Below are 19773 nucleotides of genomic sequence, written 5' to 3'. Positions count from 1 at the left end.
CATCCTCACGCAGAGCGTGGGAACGATCTAAGAATGCTGAATGAGCTTGCTGCGCACCTCAGCCATCTCCAGCCCATCCAACTCCACCCACAGCTGCTGCTTGCCAGCAATCTGCGCCGCCACCGGCAACCCATCGCGATACACCAGCCGATTGCTCGCCAGCGCCGGCACTTTCGCCCCCGGCAGCAGGGTGCCGGCCAGGTTCAGCGGGTCGACGCCGCACACCGCCACCAGGCTGCCGTCGGTGGGGCGGCGGCGCACTTCGCGCAGCAGCGGGATGGCTTCGGGCAGGGCGAATTGTTCGCCTGCCAGGCCGCTGACGAACCGCCCGCCACGAATCTCGCCCCGCGCCTCCAGGCGATGAAAGGTACGCAGCAGCTCGCGCCAGCTCGGCAACCAATCCGCCTCCCGCTCCAGCAAGCGCCAGAACACCACGCCGTAGCGGCGCAGCAGGGTCATGGCGATGTGTTCCAGGGTCTCGGGCGGTGTCGGCGCCGGGCGGTTGCCTTCCACCGGCGCGGGTTGGCTACGGCGCAGCAAGGCCCAGCGCCCGGCGTCGTCCATGCCGCCGACAAACGCCCCGCGCCCGCGCCGACTGCTGCGGGCCTGGCGTTTGCTGGCGGGGGTGATCAGCGCGCGCAAGCCGGCGAAGCTGTCGGCATTCACCAACCCGGCACCCACCAGTTCCTGCAAGGCGATTTCCAGTTCGCTGCGCAGCAGATGGGCCTCGTGGGCCAGTTCGTCGAAAAACAGCGCGCCGTGTTCGCTGAGGGCCTGATGGACTTTTTGTGTCTTGGGCGACAGCTCATCAACGGCCGTTTGCCCGGTCAGGCTGCTCCACAACGCCACCTGGCTGCGCGGCAGCAATACCACCGGCGTGCTGCGCAGGGCGCTGGCGGAAGGCTTCTGCTGCGCACTCAGGCGTGTCCATACCCACTTGCCACTGCGGCACAACTCATCGAGCCAAATGGGCGAATAGTCTTTGATCCGCGCCGGCAGCAGGTCGCTGTCCCAGGCTGACGCGGCGGCTGGAAAGCCTTCGAACTGACCCAGGATCGACGGCAGCACGGCATTGCCCCGACCTTGGCTGGACGATGACAGGTGTTGCCAGTCGAACAGGAAACGCATGAAATCCTGCAGCATCACCGGCTCGATTTCCCGGCGCAGGCGCTTGACCGTGTAGCGATGGATCCGCGCCAGCAAATGCCGCTCGCACCATTCCTCCTGGCCGGTGCCTGGCGTGAACCGCCCACGCAGCACATAGCCTTGCTGCTCGAGTTGCGCCAGGGCCTGGGTGACCTGCGGGGTCGACAGTCCCAGCGGGTAGGCGATGGCCTTCAGCGGCAGCGGGCCAAAGGCGCTGAGCCGGGCGCGGAGTACCTCCACCACGGCCTCGTCGCCATCCCAGGCATCATCGAAACCGGCCAGGGGCGTCAGCGATGGCTGCCATGGGGCCTGTGGATAAACCGCTTGCAGGCAGGTCAGGCGTTCCAGCGCCACCCACAGGCCGCGTTCGGCGCTGATCTGCACATGGCTGGCGCGTCCGCCCTCGGCCAGCGTCTGCAACCAATCCAGCCACGACGCGTGGGCGCTGGCCTCGCTGTCGGCGATGCAGGCCAGGCTCATCAAGGCTTCGTGCATCTCATCGAGATTGGTCGGCGTCGGCCAGGCTTCATCCCGGACCGACTGGATGGCTTCGGCGTCCAGGGCGCCGAGGTCGTCGGTGGCCTGTGGATCGCTCCAGCGCCGGTTGATCACCGCCTGGGTGCGCCGTTCTTCCAGCGGCGCGTCGTCGAGAAAGGTGTAGGGCCGGGCGCTGAGGATTTCTGCCGCCAGCGGCGAGGGCGCCGGCAGGTCGCGGCTGATCAGGCGAATCTGGCCGGCTTCCATGCGCCGCAACAGCGTCAGCCAACCTTCGCTGTCCATGGCTTCGTGCAGGCAATCGTCGAGGGTTTGCTCCACCAACGGATGGTCAGGGATCTCCCGCTCGCCGGCAAGGTTTTCCAGGCAGGCGATCTGGTCGGGGAACACACTGGCGATCAGGTCCTCGCTTTTCATGCGCTGGATCTGCGGGGCGACTTTGCGCCCGCCGGCGTAGCGCGGCAAGGCCAGGGCCACGCCAGCGTTCCAGCGCCAGCGCACGCCGAACAGCGGCGCATCCAGCACCGCCTGGACCAGGATCTGCTCGGCGCTGTGGCTGTTGAGGTAGCGCCACACTTCGTCCAGTTCGAAGCTGTGGCTGGTGGACAGCGAGAGCACGATGGCGTCTTCACTGGCGGCGGCCTGCAATTCGAAGTTGAAGGTGCGGCAGAAGCGCTTGCGCAAGGCCAGGCCCCAGGCGCGGTTGATACGGCTGCCGAAGGGCGTGTGGATGATCAGTTGCGTGCCGCCGGACTCGTCGAAAAAACGCTCCATCAGCAGCGTGTCCTGGGACGGCAGGGCGCCGAAGGCCAAGCGCGCCGGGGCCAGGTAATCCACCAGTTGTTCGGCGCTGGCCAGGTTCAGTTGCAGGGTGCCGGTCAGCCAATCGAGGGCCGGTTGCAGGTTGCCCGGCGTGGCGCCGAGCAGGTGATCGAGCTGGGCTTGCAGGCGCGCCACGGCCAGGGACAATTCGGCGCTGCGCCCCGGTGCTTCGCCGAGCCAGAACGGGATGGTCGGCGGCTGGCCCTGGGCGTCTTCGACCCGCACGCGGCCAGTCTCGACGCGAATGATGCGATACGACGTATTGCCCAACTGGAACACATCGCCGGCAATGCTCTCCACCGCGAAGTCTTCGTTGACGCTGCCGATGTTCAGGCCCTGGGGTTCGAGCAGCACGCTGTAGTCGGCGTTGTCGGGAATGGTGCCGCCGCTGGTCACCGCCGTCAGCTTGCTGCCCCGGCGCCCGCGCAGGGTCCGGGTCACGGCATCGCGGTGCAGGTAGGCGCTGCGCACGCCCTGGCGGCCATTGAGGCCTTCGGCGAGCATCTGCAACAGCGCCTGGTAATGCCCTTCGTCCAGCTCGGCGTAGGGCGAGGCGCGGCGGAAGGTCTCCAGCAGCGCCTGCTCCGGCCATTCCTGGCAACTGACCTCGGCGACAATCTGCTGGGCCAGCACATCCAGTGGCGCCTTGGGAATGTGCAGGATGTCGAGTTCGCCACGGCGCACGCAGTCGAGCAGGGCGGCGCATTCGATCAAGTCGTCGCGGGTGGTGGCGAACAGGCGGCCCTTGGGCGTGCCACCGACCTGGTGACCGGAACGACCGACCCGTTGCAGGAACGCCGAGATCGAACGGGGCGAGGCGATCTGGCAGACCAGGTCGACATCGCCGATATCAATGCCCAGCTCCAGGGACGCGGTGGCGATCAGCACCTTCAGTTCGCCGCGCTTGAGGCGTTGTTCGGCGTCGAGGCGAAACTCCTTGGCCAGGCTGCCGTGATGGGCCGCCACGGCGTCCTTACCCAGGCGCTCGCTCAGATGACGGCTCAGGCGCTCGGCCAGGCGCCGGGTGTTGACGAACACCAGGGTGGTGCGGTGTTCCCGGGCCAGCTCGGCGAGGCGGTTGTAGACCAGTTCCCACACGTCATTGGCCATTACCGCCGACAGCGGTACTGGCGGCACCTCTATGTCCAGGTCCCGGGGGCGGGCGTGGCCGATGTCGACGATTTCGCAGCTACGTCCCTCTCCGACGAGAAAACGCGACACCGCTTCGATGGGCTTTTGCGTGGCGGACAGGCCGATGCGCATCAACGGTTCGACGCACAGGGCTTGCAGGCGTTCCAGGCTCAAGGCCAGGTGGCTGCCGCGCTTGCTGGCGGCGATGGCGTGGATTTCGTCGACGATCACCGTGCGGGTGGTGGCGAGCATCTGCCGGCCGGAATCGGAACCGAGCAGCACGTAGAGCGATTCGGGGGTGGTCACCAGGATGTGCGGCGCGGTCTTGCGCATCGCCGAGCGTTCTTTCTGCGGCGTGTCGCCGGTACGCACAGCGGTGGTGATGTGCAGGGGGGGCAGGTCCATCCGCCGCAGCTGTTCGGTGATGCCGGCCAGCGGATTTTGCAGGTTGATCTGGATATCGTTGCTCAAGGCCTTGAGCGGCGAGACGTAGACCACCAGCGTTTGGTCCGGCAGGCCGCCCTGTTCCAGGCCGCGATGCACCAGGTCATCGAGCACGGCGAGAAAAGCCGTCAAGGTCTTGCCCGAGCCGGTAGGCGCCGCCACCAGGGTCGAACGACGCTGGCCGATCAACGGCCACGCTTGGGCCTGGGCGGCCGTGACCGCCGGGAATGTCTGGCTGAACCAGGCGCGAACGGCGGGGTGAAAGCCTGCCATGGCGTGGTCGGCTGCAAGGGGCAGATTCATAGGATCAGTGTATGTGGGCGAGGTGGGGAGGATGCAAGTACTGATACTGTGCCTGTGGCGAGGGGATTTATCCCCGCTGGGCTGCGCAGCAGCCCCAAGAAAGCAAATGGGATAGATCTGACCCGCCCAGGTGGCAATTAAAGGGGCTGCTGCGCAGCCCAGCGGGGATAAATCCCCTCGCCACAAGTGAGCTACCAGCCTTGTAAGACGCGATCCACACTTTACGGATGACGGTTGCGCACTAAACCCGCAAAATGCAACGATTCCGACAACGCCTGCGGGCGTTGTCGACCAAATTCTTGTGCCAATAGACTGGGCCTGCTGACTTTATGCGAATGCGCCTTATGTTACTGGGCGGCGGAAATGCCCTTGGGCAGGCGCTGATTCGCCTCGGTGCAGAAGAAGACATCGGTTTTCTTGCCCCCCGCCCGCCCGAAGACGGTTGGGATGCCGCGAGCCTGACGCAACTGCTCGACGACACCCGTCCGGACGCCTTGATCAACCTGGCTTACTACTTCGACTGGTTCCAGGCCGAGGCCGTCAGCGAGCAGCGCCTGGCCAGCCAGGAGCGTGCTGTCGAGCGCCTGGCCGAGCTGTGCCAGCATCACAACATCGTCTTGCTGCAACCGTCGAGCTATCGCGTGTTCGATGGCTCCCGCGCCACGGCCTACAGCGAGAAAGACGAGCCCGTGCCCCTGGGCGTGCGCGGCCAGGCGCTGTGGCGGATCGAGCAAAGCGTGCGCGCCACCTGCCCGCAACACGTGCTGCTGCGGTTCGGCTGGCTGCTGGACGACAGCGCCGATGGCATCCTCGGGCGTTTCCTGGCCCGGGCCGAACAGCCCGAAGAGCTGCTGCTGGCCGACGACCGCCGCGGTAATCCGACGCCGGTGGACGATGCCGCGCGTGTGATCATCTCGGTGCTCAAGCAACTCGATTGCGCGGCGCCGCTGTGGGGCACCTATCATTACGCCGGGCACGAGGCGACCACACCGCTGGCGCTGGGCCAGGCGATCCTTACCGAAGCCCGTGCCCTGCATCCGCTGGCCATCGAGTCGCCCAGCCCCCAGGCCCACGCCGCACGGCCGGACGCCGCGGAAGAACCGCAGCACGCGGTGCTGGCCTGCAAGAAAATTCTGCACACCTTCGGGATCAAGCCCCGCGCCTGGCGCGCGGCACTCCCGGGCTTACTGGATAGGTTTTATCGCCATGGCTGAAGGCCCTGTTTTAATCACCGGCGGCGCGGGTTTCATTGGTTCGCACCTGACCGACACCTTGCTTGCCAAGGGACATTCGGTACGCATTCTCGATGACCTGTCCACCGGCAAGCGCAGCAACCTGCCGCTGGACAACCCCGCGGTCGAACTGATCGAAGGCGACGTCGCCGATGCCGCGCTGGTGGCGCGGGTCATGGCCGGTTGCAGCGCCGTCGCGCACCTGGCGGCGGTGGCCTCGGTGCAAGCCTCGGTGGACGACCCGGTGCGCACGCACCAGAGCAACTTCATCGGCACCCTGAATGTCTGCGAGGCCATGCGTCAGTCCGGTGTGAAGCGAGTGCTGTTCGCCTCCAGCGCAGCGGTCTACGGCAACAACGGCGAAGGAGAGTCCATCGACGAAGAAACCCCCAAGGCGCCGCTCACGCCGTATGCCTCGGACAAACTGGCCAGCGAGTTCTACTTCGACTTCTATCGCCGCCAGCACGATCTGGAGCCAGTGGTGTTCCGCTTCTTCAACATCTACGGCCCGCGCCAGGATCCGTCCTCGCCGTATTCCGGGGTCATCAGCATCTTCAGCGAACGGGCACAGAAAGGCCTGCCGATTACCGTGTTTGGTGATGGCGAGCAAACCCGGGATTTTGTCTACGTCGAAGACTTGGTGGACTTGCTGGTGCAGGCCATCGAGAAGCCAGAAGTGGAAGTCGGGGCAGTGAACGTCGGCTGGAACCAGGCCACGACCCTCAAGCAGATGCTCCAGGCCCTGGCCGCCGTGGTGGGTGATCTCCCGCCAATCACCTACGCCCCGGCGCGCTCCGGCGACATCCGCCACTCCCGGGCCGACAATCGCCGGTTGGTGCAGCGCTTCAGCTTCCCACAGCAAACGCCGCTGAGTGTGGGGCTGGCGCGGCTGCTGGGCCGCTGAACGCAAAAGGCGCCTTTCGAGGCGCCTTTTTTGTCATGGCATACATCGTTGTGGCGAGGGGATTTATCCCCGTTGGACTGCGCAGCAGTCCCAAATAAACACATGGGGTGAACCTGACGCACCACGGTGGCGATTACAGGGACTGCTGCGCAGCCCAGCGGGGATAAATCCCCTCTCCACAGGATGTGTTGTCAGCTTTTCATTGCGTTGCCATTTAGAACTTGTAACCCAACCCCACCATGTAGATCCATGGGTCCACATCGATATTCACCTTGGCCCGGGTACCGCCGGCCACGGCGTTGTTGTCCACATACGCGGTGGTGTCAATGTCGATGTAGCGAATCTGGCCGTTGATCATGACGTTGTCAGTCAGCATGTAGTCAGCACCCACTTGCCACGCCATGCCCCAACTGTTGCTCGCGCGGAAATTGCTGAAGCCGTTGGCGCTGGCTTCGCTGCCGACGTGTTCGTCGTAGATCCAGGTGTAGTTGATACCGGCGCCGACATAAGGCTGGAACGTCGACTTGGCGTCGAGTGGGTAGTAGACCAGGCTCAGGGTTGGCGGCAGGTGCTTGAGGGTGCCGAGCTTGTTGTTGGCCGCGCCCAGGGCGGTGCCTTTGATTTTCACGTCGTGCTCGAACGGCGAGGCCGCCAGCAGTTCGATCCCCAGGTTGTTGGTGATCATGTAGGCGAAGTTCAAGCCCAACTGCGTGTCGCTGCTCATGGTCGCCTTGCCGCCCAGGTCGGCGCCGGCCAGCGGGCCACGGTCGACCTTGACGCTGGAGCTGTCGGCTTCCGGATTGACGGTGATGGCACCGGCGCGAACGATAATATCGCCGGCTGTGTGGGCCTGGGCGAGTGGGGCGGCGAGCGCGAGGGCGGCGAGGGAAGCGCAGAGCAAGGACTTGTTCATGAGGGCTCCAGAGGGCATCGAAATTTGATGTCTCATGGTACGAAGCCGTCTGGACCGGTCTTTTGACCCAGCTCAATGAGTCAGGGGGTGTTTAATTGACTCAGCTCAATAAAAGCGCTGATGAGAAAATTCGAGGGAACCATCGCGAGCAAGCTCGCTCCCACACGATTCGATCGCATTCTTTTTGAAGAAACACGATCAACTGTGGGAGCAAGCTTGCTCGCGATAGCTATCGGACCGACCGCACATCACGACCGGATTCACTCCGGCAGCTCATACACATAGATCTTCTCGGCCTCCATCTGATACCCGGCATCGGCCAGTTCACTGGTGGACGGCTTGACCTGCATCGGCCCTTCGACCCAGTACGGCTGGTACAACTCGTCGAGCTTGACCCCGACTTCACTTTTCACATGCACGATCTGGTTGGACGGCGGTGGCGGTACGTGGATGCAGGCGCCGAAATACGGCACCAGCAAGAAGTCCGTGGTGCGGCCTTCCTCGCTGACTTCCAGCGGCACGATGTAGCCCGGCAGACGAATCTGCTGGCCGTCGAGGGCCTTGACCACCGGTGCGTTGGGCAAATCCTGCTTGGCCGCCGGGGCGGATTCGGCGGCGAGGGCGTCGCTCATCTTCGACAAGTCGTGCAGCGGGGTCATGTTCGGCACTTCTGGCGGGGCGTCCGGCGGGATCATTTCCGACCAGGCCAGGTCCCTCGGCTCGGCCGCCCACAGCGGCAGGGCGACCATCATCAACAGCGCAAGCAGGGCGCGGGGCATTTTCACGGTCCTCATAGACGGATCGACAGGCCGTCGGCCAACGATTGGCGATAGGCGCGCCAGGCCGGCACGCTGCCCATCAGCAGGGCGGCGACCAGGATGCCAGCCAGCAGCGTCCATTCATATTCGCTCGGCCAGCCCAGCGGCAAGTACAAGCCGTAGGCCGATTGCACGTAACCCTGGGCGGCGGCGATGCCGATGTACAGCAAGGCCAGCCCGGCGATGACCCCGGCCAGCGCCAGGGCGAAGGCTTCAAGAACCAGCAGTGTCGCGATGTGCCACGGCCGCGCACCCACCGAGCGCAGGATTGCCATTTCCCGGCGGCGCTCGTTGAGGCTGGTGAGGATCGCCGTAAGCATGCCGATCAACCCGGTCAGGACCACGAACAACGAAATCACGAACAAGGCTTTTTCCGCGGTGCCCATCAGGCTCCACAATTCCTGAAGCGCCACGCCGGGCAGGATCGCCAGCAAGGGTTCGCCGCGGAACTCGTTGATCTCGCGCTGCAAGGCAAAGGTGGAGATCTTGTTGTTGAGGCCGAGCATGAACGCGGTGATCGCTTGAGGCGTGAGGTCCATGTTGCGGGCCTGGTCGGCGCTGATACGGCCATTGCCCTGGGCCGGTACGCCGTTCTTCCAGTCGATGTGGATCGCCTCCATGCCACCGAGGCTGATGTGCAGCGTGCGGTCCACCGGGGTGCCGGTGCGCTTGAGAATCCCGACCACGGTGAAGGGCTTGTCGTCGTGCTTGACCAGGCTGATCGCCGCCACGCCGTGGGCCAACACCAGTTTGTCGCCGAGCTTGTAGTGCAGCGCCTCGGCGACTTCGGCACCGAGCACCACTTCGAACGGATCGGTTGCGAAAGCCCTACCGTCGGCCAGTTCCAAGTGCTGCTGGCGGCCGTACTGGTAATGCTCGAAGTAGGCCTCGGTGGTGCCCATCACCCGATAACCACGGTGGGAATCGCCCAGGGACATGGGGATCGCCCACTTCACTTTCGGGTTACTGGCGAAGTGTTCAAAGCTGTCCCAGCGGATGTTGTTGGTGGCGTTGCCGATGCGAAACACCGAATACAGCAGCAGGTTCACCGAGCCGGAACGGGCACCGACGATCAGGTCGGTGCCACTGATGGTGCTGGCGAAACTGGCTCGCGCCTCGGTGCGCACTCGCTCCACCGCCAGTAACAGACAGACCGAGAGGGCGATGGCAAACGCGGTGAGGATCGCGGTGAAGCGGCGGTTCGCCAGGCTGGCCATGGCTAGACGGAACAAATACATCTCAAACCTCGAGTGGCGTGGCGGCGCGATTGAGATCGGCCAGCGACAGGTTGCGGTCGAACAGCGGCGCCAGGCTCTGGTCGTGGCTGACGAACAACAGGCTCGAGCCGGCCTCGCGGCATTCGGCGAACAGCAGTCGCAGGAAGCTTTCCCGGGCGTCGTAGTCCAGGGCCGAAGTCGGCTCGTCGGCGATCACCAGTTCCGGCTGGCCGATCAGCGCCCGGGCGGCGGCGACCCGTTGCTGTTGGCCGATGGACAGCGAGTCGGCGCGCCGCCCCAACAGGTTCGGATCGGTCAAGCCCAGGTGGGCCAGCAGCGTGGCGGCGGCTTGATCGACACTGCCGTGGCGCTGGATCGCCCGTTGCGCGCGCAGCTTGGAAAAGTGACAGGGCAGCTCGACGTTTTCGCGCACCGAGAGAAACGGCAGCAGGTTGAACTGCTGGAAGATATAGCCGGTGTGGTCGACGCGAAAGCGGTCGCGACTGCCGGCGCCCAGTTCGCTGAGTTCCTGGCCGAGCAGGCGGATGCTGCCGCGGTCCGGTGTCTGCACCCCGCCCAGCAGCCCCAGCAAGGTGGTCTTGCCGCTACCGCTCGGGCCCTTGAGAAACAGCGTCTCACCAGCCTCCAGGCGGAACGCCGGGATATCCAGCAACGGCGGATGCCCGGGCCAACTGAAGCCCAGGTCGGAGAGTTCGATGAGTGCTTGGGTCATATGAAACCGGTCAAATTAAAGATCAACTCCTGTGGGAGCGAGCTTGCTCGCGATAGCGGTTTGTCAGGCAGCATCTGTGTTGGATGTGCCGGCCTCATCGCGAGCAAGCTCGCTCCCACATGGGCTTTCGGTGTACTTAGAATTTCAGGCTGGCCGCCTTGGCCGTCACTTCCACGCCTTGCTGGCCGCTCGGGCTGATCAGTTGTACCTGAATTTTCTGGGTGGCCGGGAAGGTTTTGAACAGGGTCGCCAGGTCCAGGTTCTTCAGTGCACCCGGGGCGGCGCAGGTGAATTGGTAGTGGGCATGAATCTCACTGTGCTCGCCGTGGTGCTCGTCGCCGTCCTCATCATGGTCTTCGTGGTCCGGTTCATCGCCGAACAGTGGGCTTTCCAGTTCCTGTTGGGCCACGGTGCATTTGGCGGCGGCCGGCAGGTTGAACAACGCCAATGGCTTGTCCAACTGCGCGCGTACGGCGGCGACCTTGGCCTTGTCGGCATCGCTGGTGGCGGCATGTTCGAAGCCCACCAGGTTCATCGCCGGGCTTTCCAGTTCCAGCTCCAGGGTCTGGCCGTCCAGGGCGGCGTTCAACCGGCCCACACCGTGTTCATGGGCACCCAGGCTGCCGTGCTCGTGGTCATGATCATGCTCGACCGCCCCATGAGCGACGGCCAATGGCAGCAGGGCGAACGGCAAAGCGAGAAGCAGACGACGCATGACGAGTCTCCAAAAAGGTTATGTGATCTTATAACGAAAGTGCGGAGAGTTTGACCGTCTGCTTGGCGTCGCGCAAGGGCCATGGGAGCATGCGAACATGAAATATTCAGGAGCACGGTGATGTTGCGGATACGCGGAACCGTCGGCGATTGGCCGGTGGACTTGTCGATCGAAATGGATGAGAGCGACTGGGCGCAGCTCGGCGCGCAGTTGCAGGCGGCCAAGCCCGACGCGGCGACAGCGCCTGCGGTCAGGCCGGCGAATCAGGACGATGCGTTGTGGCAGATCGCCAAGGAACTGCTGCGCAAGGCCGGGCAATTGAGCGGCCCGGACCTGCTGGAGCAACTCGAAGGCCTGACCGGCAGCGCCTCGGCGGGCAAGCGCCTGTTGGTGCGCTTGCGCCACTGTGCCGAGGTCAAGGTGCTGAGCGGCGCCGATACGCCGCTCTATAGCTGGGCTGGGGCGGAGGCTTAATACAACGCCGCGAACAGCTTGCGACGATAGCTCGTCACCAGCGGATGATCGTTGCCCAGCAGTTCGAACACTTGCAGCAAGGTCTTGTGGGGCAAGCCTTCGCTATAGCTGCGGTTACGCATGAACAGCTTGAGCAGTGCATCGAGGGCCGCTTCGTACTGCTGGCGCGCCAGTTGCTGGATCGCCAGTTGGTACACCGCTTCATCGTCCTGCGGGTCTTTCGCCAGGCGCGCCTTGAGGTCGGCGGCGTCCGGCAGGTGCTTGGCCAGGCCGAGGAACTGGATCTGCGCCTTGGCGCCGGCGAGCGCGGCTTTGTGCTCGTCGCTTTTTACCGCATCGAGCACGGTCTGCGCTTCGTCCAGCTCGCCGCGTTCAGTCAGGCAACGGGCGTACAGGATCAGCGCCTTGGCATTGGTGTTGTCTTCACCCAACAACACCGTGAGCAGGGCTTCGGCGTCGGCGAAACGACCGTCGTCGAACAGCGCCTGGGCTTGTTCGAACGGGTCGGCGGCGGCTGGCGGTGGCATCTGCACGTGGGGTTCGAGCATCGCCCGCACCGCGGATTCCGGCTGGGCCCCGGCAAAGCCATCGACCGGCTGGCCATCCTTGAACAGCACCACGGTGGGCAGGCTGCGGATGCCGAAGCGGGCGACGATGTCCTGCTCGATGTCGCAGTTGACCTTGGCCAGCAGCAGTTCGCCCTGATAGCTCTCGGCAATGGTTTGCAGCATCGGCATCAGCGCCTTGCACGGCGCACACCACTCGGCCCAGAAATCCACCAGTACCGGTTTGTGGAAAGAGTTCGCGATCACCGACTGGTCGAAATCGGCGGTGGTGGCGTCGAAGATGTAGGGCGTTTCCTGAGTCATGGGCAATCTCGTAGAGCGCTTGAATGGGGCAACTATACGGCTTGGTGGGGGGTGGCCGAAAGCGGGGTGGCGGTAAGAGGTGTGTTGATTGGCAGGGCCCCATCGCGAGCAAGCTCGCTCCCACAAGGGATCTCAAGTGTTCATGCGATCCCTGTGGGAGCGAGCTTGCTCGCGATGCTTTTAGGACCGGCGCCGCGCGTGATACAGACTCACATGCCGAAACTCTTCAGGCTCGGCCAGGTCCGGCAAGGTCATGGCCTGGAGCATGTCGATGCGGCGGTACAGCGGATGCTGGAAATCCCGCACCCGGGAGTCGGCCACCAACGCCTCACGGCCACGGCTGAGGAATTGATCGAGCAGCGGCAGGTTGGCCCGGTCGTAGAGCACATCGGCGACCAGGATCAGGTCGAAGCGATCGGCCTCGGCGAAGAAATCCGTTGAATACCCCAGCTCCACGTCATTGAGCGTGGCATTGGCCCGGCACGCGGCAATCGCCAGTGGGTCCAGGTCGCAGGCCACCACTTCCAGCGCTCCAGCCTTGACCGCCGCGATGCCCGCCACGCCGGAGCCGGCGCCAAAATCCAATATGCGCTTGCCCTTGACCCACTGCGGTTGTTCGGCCAGGTAGCGCGCCATCGCCAGGCCGCTGGCCCAGCAGAAACTCCAATAGGGTGGCTCGTGGAGAATGCGCCGGGTTTCTTCCGGGCTGAAGGCGCGGTCCATGTTGTCGCCGTCGATCAGCCACAACTTCAAGTCAGCGCCGGGTAGCGGACAAGCCACCAGGCGTGCGTCGCCAAGCAATTCACTCAACGCCCGTTGCAGGTCCTGCGGTGCCCTCATGGCGCTTTGACGAATTGCAGGGTGCCCAATGCCTGGGTGGTTGGTTGGCTGATGCGTTGTTCCGGCAAGTGCAGGATCAGTTGACCGGACTGGCTGGCGCGGCCACGCAGTTCCACGCGGGCACCCACCGGGAAGGCTTCCGGGTTGAAGCGCAAGCGGAAGGGCAGGGCCTGGTTGGTGCCGATCAGGCTGGAACTGGCAAGCAATTGTTGGGGACGGTCCTTGTCATCGATCACCAGCAGCGCCAGTTCCACTTCGGCTCCGGCCGGCACGCCTTGCAGGGTGCCGCTCAACTCGCGCTGGTACGCCGGCAGCGGTCCCAACTCGGTGGCCTGCCGGGCCTTTTCCTGGGCTTGTTTCGGCGCGGGGGCCGGAGCGGGCGCGGCGGGCTTGGGGGCATCGCTACTGCACGCCATCAGCAGGCTGAAAAAACTGAGCAAAGCGAGCGATCGTAGCGGCATGTGTGGCTCCAGCAAGGTGAATTCCATGGATCTGACGGTAAGCCCGTCTGTATACCGTAAACCCTATGGCTTGTCTTGCCAGTGGGATGCGCTACCATGGCCCTCCCTTTTTTTGTTGCCTGCCACCATGCACTGTCCCTTCTGCGGTGCCAACGACACCAAGGTCATCGACTCGCGACTGGTCGCCGAGGGCGAACAAGTCCGCCGCCGCCGCGAATGCCTGGCTTGCGGCGAACGTTTCACGACGTTCGAGACCGCTGAACTGGTGTTGCCGCGCCTGATCAAAACCGACGGCAGCCGCCAGCCGTTCGATGAAGAAAAACTGCGCGCCGGCATGCAGCGCGCCCTGGAAAAACGCCCGGTGAGCGTCGAGCGCCTGGAAGCGGCGCTGGTGCACATCAAGCATAAGCTGCGGGCGACCGGCGAGCGCGAGGTCAAATCCCTGGTAGTCGGTGAGTTGGTGATGGCCGAGTTGCAGAAACTCGATGAAGTCGCCTACATCCGTTTCGCCTCGGTGTACCGGCGCTTCCAGGACCTGAACGAGTTCCGCGAAGAAATCGACCGCCTGGCTCGCGAACCGGTGAAAGAATGACCGTCTCGGCGCAGCAGGCCGTCCTCGACGCCCACTACATGGCCCGTGCCCTGGAGTTGGCGCGGCGTGGTCACTACACCACCCACCCCAATCCCCGGGTCGGTTGCGTGATCGTGCGTGACGGGCAGATTGTCGGCGAAGGCTGGCATATCCGTGCCGGCGAGCCTCATGCCGAAGTCCATGCCCTGCGTGCCGCTGGCGAACAGGCCCGCGGCGCCACGGCTTACGTGACCCTCGAGCCGTGCAGCCATCACGGGCGTACGCCGCCGTGTGCCAATGCGCTGGTCAACGCTGGCGTGGCGCGGGTGGTGGCGGCGATGCAGGACCCCAACCCGGAAGTCGCCGGGCGTGGCCTGCAAAGGCTGGCCCAGGCCGGCATCGCCACCGAAAGCGGTGTGCTGGAGGGTGAAGCACGCAAGCTCAATGAAGGTTTTCTCAAGCGCATGGAACAGGGGCTGCCGTTCGTTCGGGTCAAGCTCGCCATGAGCCTCGATGGTCGCACCGCCATGGAAAGCGGCGAAAGCCAGTGGATCACCGGCCCGGCCGCACGTTCAGCGGTGCAACGCCTGCGTGCCCAGGCCAGTGTGGTATTGACGGGGGCCGACACGGTGTTGGCGGACAACGCCCGGCTGACCGTGCGCGCCGATGAACTCGGGCTCGATGCCGAGCAGACGGCGTTGGTCATGAGCCGCCCGCCGCTGCGGGTGTTGGTGGACGGTCGCCTGCGGGTGCCGCTGGATGCCGCGTTTTTCAAGGCCGGTCCGGCGCTGGTCGCTACCTGCATGGCGGTGGAAGAACAATACGCCAACGGTCCCGAATGCATGATCGTGGCAGGCGATGATGGCCAGGTCGATCTGCGTCGGCTGCTGGTGGCGCTGGCTGCCCGGGATGTCAATGAAGTGCTGGTGGAGGCTGGTCCACGCCTGGCGGGGGCTTTTGCCCGGCAAGGGCTGGTGGACGAGTTCCAGATTTTCATCGCCGGCAAATTCCTCGGCTCTTCGGCGCGGCCGCTGTTGGACTGGCCGCTGGCACAGATGAAAGATGCCCCGCAGCTGAAAATCACCGAAATCCGCGCCGTGGGCGATGACTGGCGAGTCATCGCCGTTCCCGTTCCACCGGCCAGCGTATAATTCCCGGCTTTCGCTCACGCGGCGGCCCGTTCTCGAGGAGGACTCCATGTTTACCGGCATCATCGAATCCATCGGCAGCATCCGTGCACTCACCCCCAAGGGCGGCGATGTGCGGGTCTACGTCGAAACCGGCAAGCTCGACCTGAGCGACGTCAAGTTGGGCGACAGCATCGCGGTGAACGGCGTGTGCCTGACCGCCGTTGAACTGCCCGGCAACGGCTTCCTGGCCGACGTCAGCCGTGAAACCCTCGACTGCACGGCCATGAACGACCTCAAGAGCGGCAGCCCGGTCAACCTGGAGAAAGCCCTGACCCCCACCACTCGCTTGGGCGGGCATCTGGTCAGCGGCCACGTGGACGGCGTCGGCGAAGTGGTCTCGCGCACGGATAACGCACGGGCCGTGGAGTTTCGCATCCGCGCCCCGAAAGAACTCGCCAAGTACATCGCCCATAAAGGCTCGATCACCGTCGACGGCACCAGCCTGACGGTCAACGCGGTGGATGGCGCCGAATTCCTGCTGACGATCATTCCCCACACGTTGAGCGAAACCATCATGGCTTCGTACCGGCCAGGTCGCCGGGTCAACCTGGAAGTCGACTTGCTGGCCCGTTATCTGGAGCGCCTGCTGCTCGGTGACAAGGCCGCGGAGCCTGCATCCGGCAGCAACATCACCGAAAGCTTCCTGGCCGCCAACGGCTACCTCAAATCCTGACCCAAGGGGGTGCCGCGTGGCGCTCAATAGCATCGAAGAACTGGTTGAAGACATCCGCCAAGGCAAGATGGTCATCCTCATGGATGACGAAGACCGCGAGAACGAAGGCGACCTGATCATGGCCGCCGAATGCTGCAAGGCCGAGCACATCAACTTCATGGCCAAGCATGCTCGTGGGCTGATCTGCATGCCGATGACCCGCGAGCGTTGCGAGCTGCTGAAGCTGCCGCTGATGGCGCCGCGCAACGGCTCGGGTTTCGGCACCAAGTTCACCGTGTCCATCGAGGCCGCCGAGGGCGTGACCACCGGTATTTCCGCGGCTGACCGCGCGCGCACCGTCCAGGCGGCTGCCGCGAAAGACGCCAAGGCCGAAGACATCGTCAGCCCCGGCCACATCTTCCCGCTGATGGCCCAGGCTGGCGGCACCCTGGCCCGAGCCGGCCACACCGAAGCGGCCTGCGACCTGGCGCGCATGGCCGGCTTCGAACCCAGCGGCGTAATCTGCGAAGTGATGAACGACGACGGCACCATGTCCCGTCGTGCGGAGCTGGAAACCTTCGCCGCCGAACACAACATCAAGATCGGCACCATCGCCGACCTGATCCACTACCGGATGATCCACGAACGTACCGTTCAGCGGATTGCCGAGCAGCCGCTGGACAGCGAGCTGGGACAGTTCAACCTGGTGACCTACCGCGACTCGGTGGAAGGCGATGTGCACATGGCGCTGACCCTGGGCACCGTGTGCGCCGAAGAGCCGACCCTGGTGCGGGTGCACAACATGGACCCATTGCGCGACCTGTTGATGGTCAAGCAACCCGGCCGCTGGAGCCTGCGGGCCGCCATGGCTGCGGTGGCCGAGGCCGGCAGCGGCGTGGTGCTGCTGCTCGGTCACCCGCTCGATGGCGACGTGCTGCTGGCGCACATCCGCGAAACCGCGGATCAAACCGCCGTGAAAAAACCGACCACCTACAGCATCGTCGGTGCCGGTTCGCAGATCCTGCGTGACCTGGGCGTGCGTAAAATGCGCCTGATGAGCGCACCGATGAAATTTAATGCGATATCCGGTTTCGATCTGGAAGTTGTAGAATACGTGCCCTCCGAATAATGGCCCGGAGATTTCAGCATTGTTGCTCACTTGAGGGATTCATTTGTGGCGAGGGGATTTATCCCCGCTGGACTGCGCAGCAGTCCCAAAAAAGGGGCCGCTTCGCAGCCCAGCGGGGATAAATCCCCTCACCACAAAGATGCGCAAGTGAACGGCAATGCGGGATTCTGCGGGTGCTGTGGATTCGAGACTAATATCACTGAGGAGCGCGTATAGAACGCGCTCCGGCTCTTTAAGAGATCTGACGAATGACCCTGAAGACCATCGAAGGTACCTTCATCGCCCCCAAAGGCCGCTACGCTCTGGTAGTGGGCCGTTTCAACAGTTTCGTGGTCGAGAGCCTGGTTGGCGGTGCGGTCGATGCCCTGGTTCGCCATGGCGTGAGCGAAAGCGACATCACCATCATCCGTGCCCCTGGCGCCTTCGAAATTCCGCTGGTTGCGCAGAAAGTCGCTCAAAAAGGCGAATATGCGGCGATCATCGCCCTGGGCGCGGTCATTCGTGGCGGTACTCCGCACTTCGAATACGTGGCTGGCGAATGCACCAAGGGCCTGGCCCAAGTGTCCATGGAGTTCGGCGTGCCAGTCGCTTTCGGCGTACTGACCGTTGACTCCATCGAGCAAGCCATCGAACGTTCCGGCACCAAGGCCGGTAACAAAGGTGCCGAAGCTGCCCTGTCCGCCCTGGAAATGGTCAGCCTGCTGGCGCAGTTGGAGGCCAAGTGATTAGCGACGAAAGCGATCGTTTCAACCCGCGCGATCCAAAGCCTGCGGATGCCGGCAAGCCATCGAAAAGTGCCAAGCGCCGCGAAGCCCGTCAGCTCGCGACCCAGGCGCTGTATCAATGGCACATGGCCAAGCAATCGCTGAACGAGATCGAAGCGCAGTTTCGGGTCGACAACGATTTCAGTGATGTTGATGGCGTTTACTTCCGCGAGATCCTGCACGGGGTCCCGCAGTTCAAGACTGAAATCGACACCGCGCTCACGCCTTGCCTGGACCTGACCATCGAAGAGCTGGATCCGGTTGAACTGGCGGTGCTGCGCCTGTCCACGTGGGAGCTGCTCAAGCGCGTCGACGTACCGTACCGCGTGGTGATCAACGAAGGGATCGAGCTGGCGAAAGTCTTCGGCTCCACCGATGGCCACAAATTCGTTAACGGTGTGCTCGACAAACTTGCCCCGCGCTTGCGTGAAGCCGAAGTGAAGGCGTTCAAGCGCTGATTGGCGTTTGCAGCGGCTATGGGCGAATTTGAGCTGATCCGTCACTACTTCGCCGCCGCGCCTTGTGCGCAGGGCGGCGAGGGCGTTGCGCTGGGGATCGGCGACGACTGCGCCCTGCTGGCCGTTCCTCCCGGGGAACAGCTGGCGGTGTCCACCGACACGCTCGTGGCCGGTGTGCATTTTCCTGATCCTTGCCAGCCGTTCCTGCTCGGCCAGCGCTCGCTGGCCGTGGCGGTCAGTGACCTGGCCGCCATGGGCGCCAACCCTTTCGCCTTTACCCTTGCCCTGACCTTGCCGACGGTGAACGCCGATTGGCTGCAAGCCTATGCCCGCGGTTTGAACCACATGGCCCAGGCCTGTGGCGTGGCGCTGGTGGGGGGGGACACCACACGTGGGCCCCTGAGCCTGACCATGACAGTGTTTGGCCACGTACCGTCCGGCCAGGCCCTGACCCGTAGCGGCGCGCGGCCCGGCGACCTGCTGTGTGTGGGCGGCGAATTGGGCAATGCCGCCGGCGCATTGCCGCTGGTGCTCGGCCAGCGCAGCGCCGAACCTGCGATTGCCGAGCCGTTGCTGGCCCATTACTGGTCGCCACGTCCGCAGATCGACCTGGGCCTGGCGTTGCGGGGCAAGGCCAGCGCGGCGATGGATATTTCCGATGGCCTGCTGGCCGATTGCGAGCATATCGCCCAAGCGTGCGGGGTGGCCTTGCAGGTTGAACGGGACCGACTGCCGCTGTCCAACGCTCTGGTAGCGTTTCTTGGCCGGGCGGATGCCGAGCAGGTCGCCCTGAGCGGCGGTGACGATTACGTGCTGTTGTTCGCCGTGCCACCAAGCCGATTGTCGGCGTTGCAGGCCGCCGGCTGGCCGATCCACGTGATCGGCCGTGTACTGGCCGGGCAAGGCGTCACGCTGGTCGACAGCCTCGGGCACGACATCACCCCGCCAGTGCGGGGCTATCAACATTTTCGGGAGACACCGTGACAGATCATCCCAACCAGGTCCCGGCAGAGTTCGTTCCGCCTTCGGTCTGGCGCAATCCCTGGCATTTCCTGGCATTTGGCTTCGGTTCGGGTACTTTGCCCAAAGCCCCGGGCACCTGGGGCTCGCTGGTTGCGCTACCCTTCATACCGTTGTGGCAGATGTTGCCGGACTGGGGCTACTGGTTGATGCTGGGCATCACCATGCTGTTTGGCTTCTGGCTGTGTGGCAAAGTGGCGGACGACCTTCGGGTGCACGATCATGAAGGCATCGTCTGGGACGAAATGGTCGGCATGTGGATCACCTTGTGGCTGGTACCCGAAGGCTGGTATTGGTTGCTGGCGGGTTTCCTGGTGTTCCGTTTCTTCGATATCCTCAAGCCGTGGCCGATCCGCTGGATCGACAGGCATGTACACGGCGGTGTCGGTATCATGCTTGATGATGTGTTGGCCGGGGTTTTCGCCTGGCTGGCGATGCAGGGATTGGTGTGGTGTTTCACCTGAGGGAGTCA

20 protein-coding genes are annotated in these 19773 nt (G+C 64.1%); 11 read left to right on the top strand and 9 right to left on the bottom strand.

Features of this window, described 5'->3' with window-relative positions; genetic code table 11:
* Positions 1–27: 27 nt before the first annotated feature.
* Positions 28–4341, bottom strand: a complete 4314-nt coding sequence (locus tag BT116_RS19085) for a DEAD/DEAH box helicase (RefSeq protein ID WP_072346376.1) — start codon at positions 4339–4341, stop codon at positions 28–30.
* 329 nt (positions 4342–4670) lie between these two features.
* On the opposite strand from BT116_RS19085, the gene BT116_RS19080 reads away from it, so the two are divergent.
* Both BT116_RS19080 and BT116_RS19075 read left to right on the top strand, forming a co-directional pair.
* Entirely contained in the window at positions 4671–5555 is an 885-nt protein-coding gene (locus BT116_RS19080) for a sugar nucleotide-binding protein (RefSeq protein ID WP_072346374.1), read from the top strand.
* Entirely contained in the window at positions 5548–6477 is a 930-nt protein-coding gene (locus BT116_RS19075) for an NAD-dependent epimerase/dehydratase family protein (RefSeq protein WP_072346372.1), read from the top strand. Before BT116_RS19080 ends, BT116_RS19075 begins: the two co-directional genes overlap by 8 nt.
* Positions 6478–6691: 214 nt before the next feature.
* Here BT116_RS19075 and BT116_RS19070 read toward each other — a convergent pair whose 3' ends face one another.
* The 5 genes from BT116_RS19070 to BT116_RS19050 all read right to left on the bottom strand — a co-directional run bounded on the left by BT116_RS19070 (position 6692) and on the right by BT116_RS19050 (position 10873).
* Positions 6692–7390: an OmpW/AlkL family protein gene (locus tag BT116_RS19070; RefSeq protein ID WP_072346370.1), complete on the bottom strand. Its 699-nt coding sequence runs from the start codon at positions 7388–7390 to the stop codon at positions 6692–6694.
* 260 nt (positions 7391–7650) lie between these two features.
* Complete coding sequence (locus tag BT116_RS19065) at positions 7651–8169, bottom strand: DUF3299 domain-containing protein (protein ID WP_013694320.1); 519 nt, start codon at positions 8167–8169, stop codon at positions 7651–7653.
* A gap of 11 nt (positions 8170–8180) precedes the next feature.
* Positions 8181–9446 (bottom strand): ABC transporter permease, encoded by a 1266-nt coding sequence (locus BT116_RS19060; protein ID WP_072346368.1) that lies wholly within the window; start codon positions 9444–9446, stop codon positions 8181–8183.
* A 1-nt stretch (position 9447) separates the two neighbouring features.
* Positions 9448–10158: an ABC transporter ATP-binding protein gene (locus BT116_RS19055; protein ID WP_072346366.1), complete on the bottom strand. Its 711-nt coding sequence runs from the start codon at positions 10156–10158 to the stop codon at positions 9448–9450.
* Positions 10159–10294: 136 nt separating this feature from the next.
* The gene (locus tag BT116_RS19050) at positions 10295–10873 is read right to left on the bottom strand and encodes a DUF2796 domain-containing protein (protein WP_063324162.1); all 579 of its coding nucleotides are present in this window, start codon (positions 10871–10873) and stop codon (positions 10295–10297) included.
* Positions 10874–10993: 120 nt separating this feature from the next.
* On the opposite strand from BT116_RS19050, the gene BT116_RS19045 reads away from it, so the two are divergent.
* The gene (locus tag BT116_RS19045) at positions 10994–11347 is read left to right on the top strand and encodes a hypothetical protein (RefSeq protein ID WP_072346364.1); all 354 of its coding nucleotides are present in this window, start codon (positions 10994–10996) and stop codon (positions 11345–11347) included.
* Here BT116_RS19045 and trxA read toward each other — a convergent pair.
* The 3 genes from trxA to BT116_RS19030 all read right to left on the bottom strand — a co-directional run bounded on the left by trxA (position 11344) and on the right by BT116_RS19030 (position 13517).
* On the bottom strand, positions 11344–12216 hold the full coding sequence (trxA, locus tag BT116_RS19040; RefSeq protein WP_072346362.1) for a thioredoxin: 873 nt from the start codon (positions 12214–12216) through the stop codon (positions 11344–11346). The two genes, BT116_RS19045 and trxA, sit on opposite strands and share 4 nt — an antisense overlap.
* 180 nt (positions 12217–12396) lie before the next feature.
* On the bottom strand, positions 12397–13056 hold the full coding sequence (locus BT116_RS19035; RefSeq protein ID WP_072346360.1) for a class I SAM-dependent methyltransferase: 660 nt from the start codon (positions 13054–13056) through the stop codon (positions 12397–12399).
* Complete coding sequence (locus tag BT116_RS19030) at positions 13053–13517, bottom strand: YbaY family lipoprotein (protein ID WP_072346358.1); 465 nt, start codon at positions 13515–13517, stop codon at positions 13053–13055. The genes BT116_RS19035 and BT116_RS19030 overlap by 4 nt, the downstream gene beginning before the upstream one ends.
* Positions 13518–13644: 127 nt before the next feature.
* Between BT116_RS19030 and nrdR the strand changes: the two genes are divergently transcribed.
* From nrdR to BT116_RS18990, 8 genes are all read left to right on the top strand, one after another.
* Positions 13645–14109: a transcriptional regulator NrdR gene (nrdR, locus tag BT116_RS19025; RefSeq protein WP_013694316.1), complete on the top strand. Its 465-nt coding sequence runs from the start codon at positions 13645–13647 to the stop codon at positions 14107–14109.
* Positions 14106–15239, top strand: a complete 1134-nt coding sequence (gene ribD / locus BT116_RS19020; RefSeq protein ID WP_072346355.1) for a bifunctional diaminohydroxyphosphoribosylaminopyrimidine deaminase/5-amino-6-(5-phosphoribosylamino)uracil reductase RibD — start codon at positions 14106–14108, stop codon at positions 15237–15239. Before nrdR ends, ribD begins: the two co-directional genes overlap by 4 nt.
* 46 nt (positions 15240–15285) lie before the next feature.
* Positions 15286–15951, top strand: a complete 666-nt coding sequence (locus BT116_RS19015) for a riboflavin synthase (protein ID WP_041022468.1) — start codon at positions 15286–15288, stop codon at positions 15949–15951.
* 16 nt (positions 15952–15967) lie between these two features.
* Positions 15968–17059, top strand: coding sequence for a bifunctional 3,4-dihydroxy-2-butanone-4-phosphate synthase/GTP cyclohydrolase II (ribBA, locus tag BT116_RS19010; protein WP_072346353.1), 1092 nt, complete (start codon positions 15968–15970; stop codon positions 17057–17059).
* Between the two features lie 248 nt (positions 17060–17307).
* A complete protein-coding gene (gene ribE / locus BT116_RS19005) occupies positions 17308–17784 on the top strand; it encodes a 6,7-dimethyl-8-ribityllumazine synthase (protein ID WP_003206025.1) in 477 nt (158 codons plus the stop codon).
* Entirely contained in the window at positions 17781–18281 is a 501-nt protein-coding gene (gene nusB, locus BT116_RS19000; protein ID WP_072346351.1) for a transcription antitermination factor NusB, read from the top strand. Before ribE ends, nusB begins: the two co-directional genes overlap by 4 nt.
* Before the next feature lie 18 nt (positions 18282–18299).
* Positions 18300–19265: a thiamine-phosphate kinase gene (gene thiL / locus BT116_RS18995; protein ID WP_072346349.1), complete on the top strand. Its 966-nt coding sequence runs from the start codon at positions 18300–18302 to the stop codon at positions 19263–19265.
* Positions 19262–19765 carry a phosphatidylglycerophosphatase A family protein gene (locus tag BT116_RS18990; RefSeq protein WP_003206020.1) on the top strand — a complete coding sequence of 168 codons (504 nt, stop codon included), beginning with the start codon at positions 19262–19264 and terminating at the stop codon, positions 19763–19765. The genes thiL and BT116_RS18990 overlap by 4 nt, the downstream gene beginning before the upstream one ends.
* Positions 19766–19773: the final 8 nt, after the last annotated feature.

It is taken from the genome of Pseudomonas sp. NFACC16-2 (genome assembly GCF_900119205.1).
GTDB lineage: Bacteria > Pseudomonadota > Gammaproteobacteria > Pseudomonadales > Pseudomonadaceae > Aquipseudomonas > Aquipseudomonas fluorescens_Q.
Note: the sequence above shows the minus strand (reverse complement) of the source record. Positions and strands in the feature narration are given on the sequence as shown.

Bases quoted from the DNA above. Each gene is read 5' to 3' on its own strand.
- BT116_RS19085 (WP_072346376.1), bottom strand. From the start codon at position 4,341: ATGAATCTGCCCCTTGCAGCCGACCACGCCATGGCAGGCTTTCACCCC.
- BT116_RS19080 (WP_072346374.1), top strand. From the start codon at position 4,671: ATGCGAATGCGCCTTATGTTACTGGGCGGCGGAAATGCCCTTGGGCAG.
- BT116_RS19075 (WP_072346372.1), top strand. From the start codon at position 5,548: ATGGCTGAAGGCCCTGTTTTAATCACCGGCGGCGCGGGTTTCATTGGT.
- BT116_RS19070 (WP_072346370.1), bottom strand. From the start codon at position 7,390: ATGAACAAGTCCTTGCTCTGCGCTTCCCTCGCCGCCCTCGCGCTCGCC.
- BT116_RS19065 (WP_013694320.1), bottom strand. From the start codon at position 8,169: ATGCCCCGCGCCCTGCTTGCGCTGTTGATGATGGTCGCCCTGCCGCTG.
- BT116_RS19060 (WP_072346368.1), bottom strand. From the start codon at position 9,446: ATGTATTTGTTCCGTCTAGCCATGGCCAGCCTGGCGAACCGCCGCTTC.
- BT116_RS19055 (WP_072346366.1), bottom strand. From the start codon at position 10,158: ATGACCCAAGCACTCATCGAACTCTCCGACCTGGGCTTCAGTTGGCCC.
- BT116_RS19050 (WP_063324162.1), bottom strand. From the start codon at position 10,873: ATGCGTCGTCTGCTTCTCGCTTTGCCGTTCGCCCTGCTGCCATTGGCC.
- BT116_RS19045 (WP_072346364.1), top strand. From the start codon at position 10,994: ATGTTGCGGATACGCGGAACCGTCGGCGATTGGCCGGTGGACTTGTCG.
- trxA (WP_072346362.1), bottom strand. From the start codon at position 12,216: ATGACTCAGGAAACGCCCTACATCTTCGACGCCACCACCGCCGATTTC.
- BT116_RS19035 (WP_072346360.1), bottom strand. From the start codon at position 13,056: ATGAGGGCACCGCAGGACCTGCAACGGGCGTTGAGTGAATTGCTTGGC.
- BT116_RS19030 (WP_072346358.1), bottom strand. From the start codon at position 13,517: ATGCCGCTACGATCGCTCGCTTTGCTCAGTTTTTTCAGCCTGCTGATG.
- nrdR (WP_013694316.1), top strand. From the start codon at position 13,645: ATGCACTGTCCCTTCTGCGGTGCCAACGACACCAAGGTCATCGACTCG.
- ribD (WP_072346355.1), top strand. From the start codon at position 14,106: ATGACCGTCTCGGCGCAGCAGGCCGTCCTCGACGCCCACTACATGGCC.
- BT116_RS19015 (WP_041022468.1), top strand. From the start codon at position 15,286: ATGTTTACCGGCATCATCGAATCCATCGGCAGCATCCGTGCACTCACC.
- ribE (WP_003206025.1), top strand. From the start codon at position 17,308: ATGACCCTGAAGACCATCGAAGGTACCTTCATCGCCCCCAAAGGCCGC.
- thiL (WP_072346349.1), top strand. From the start codon at position 18,300: ATGGGCGAATTTGAGCTGATCCGTCACTACTTCGCCGCCGCGCCTTGT.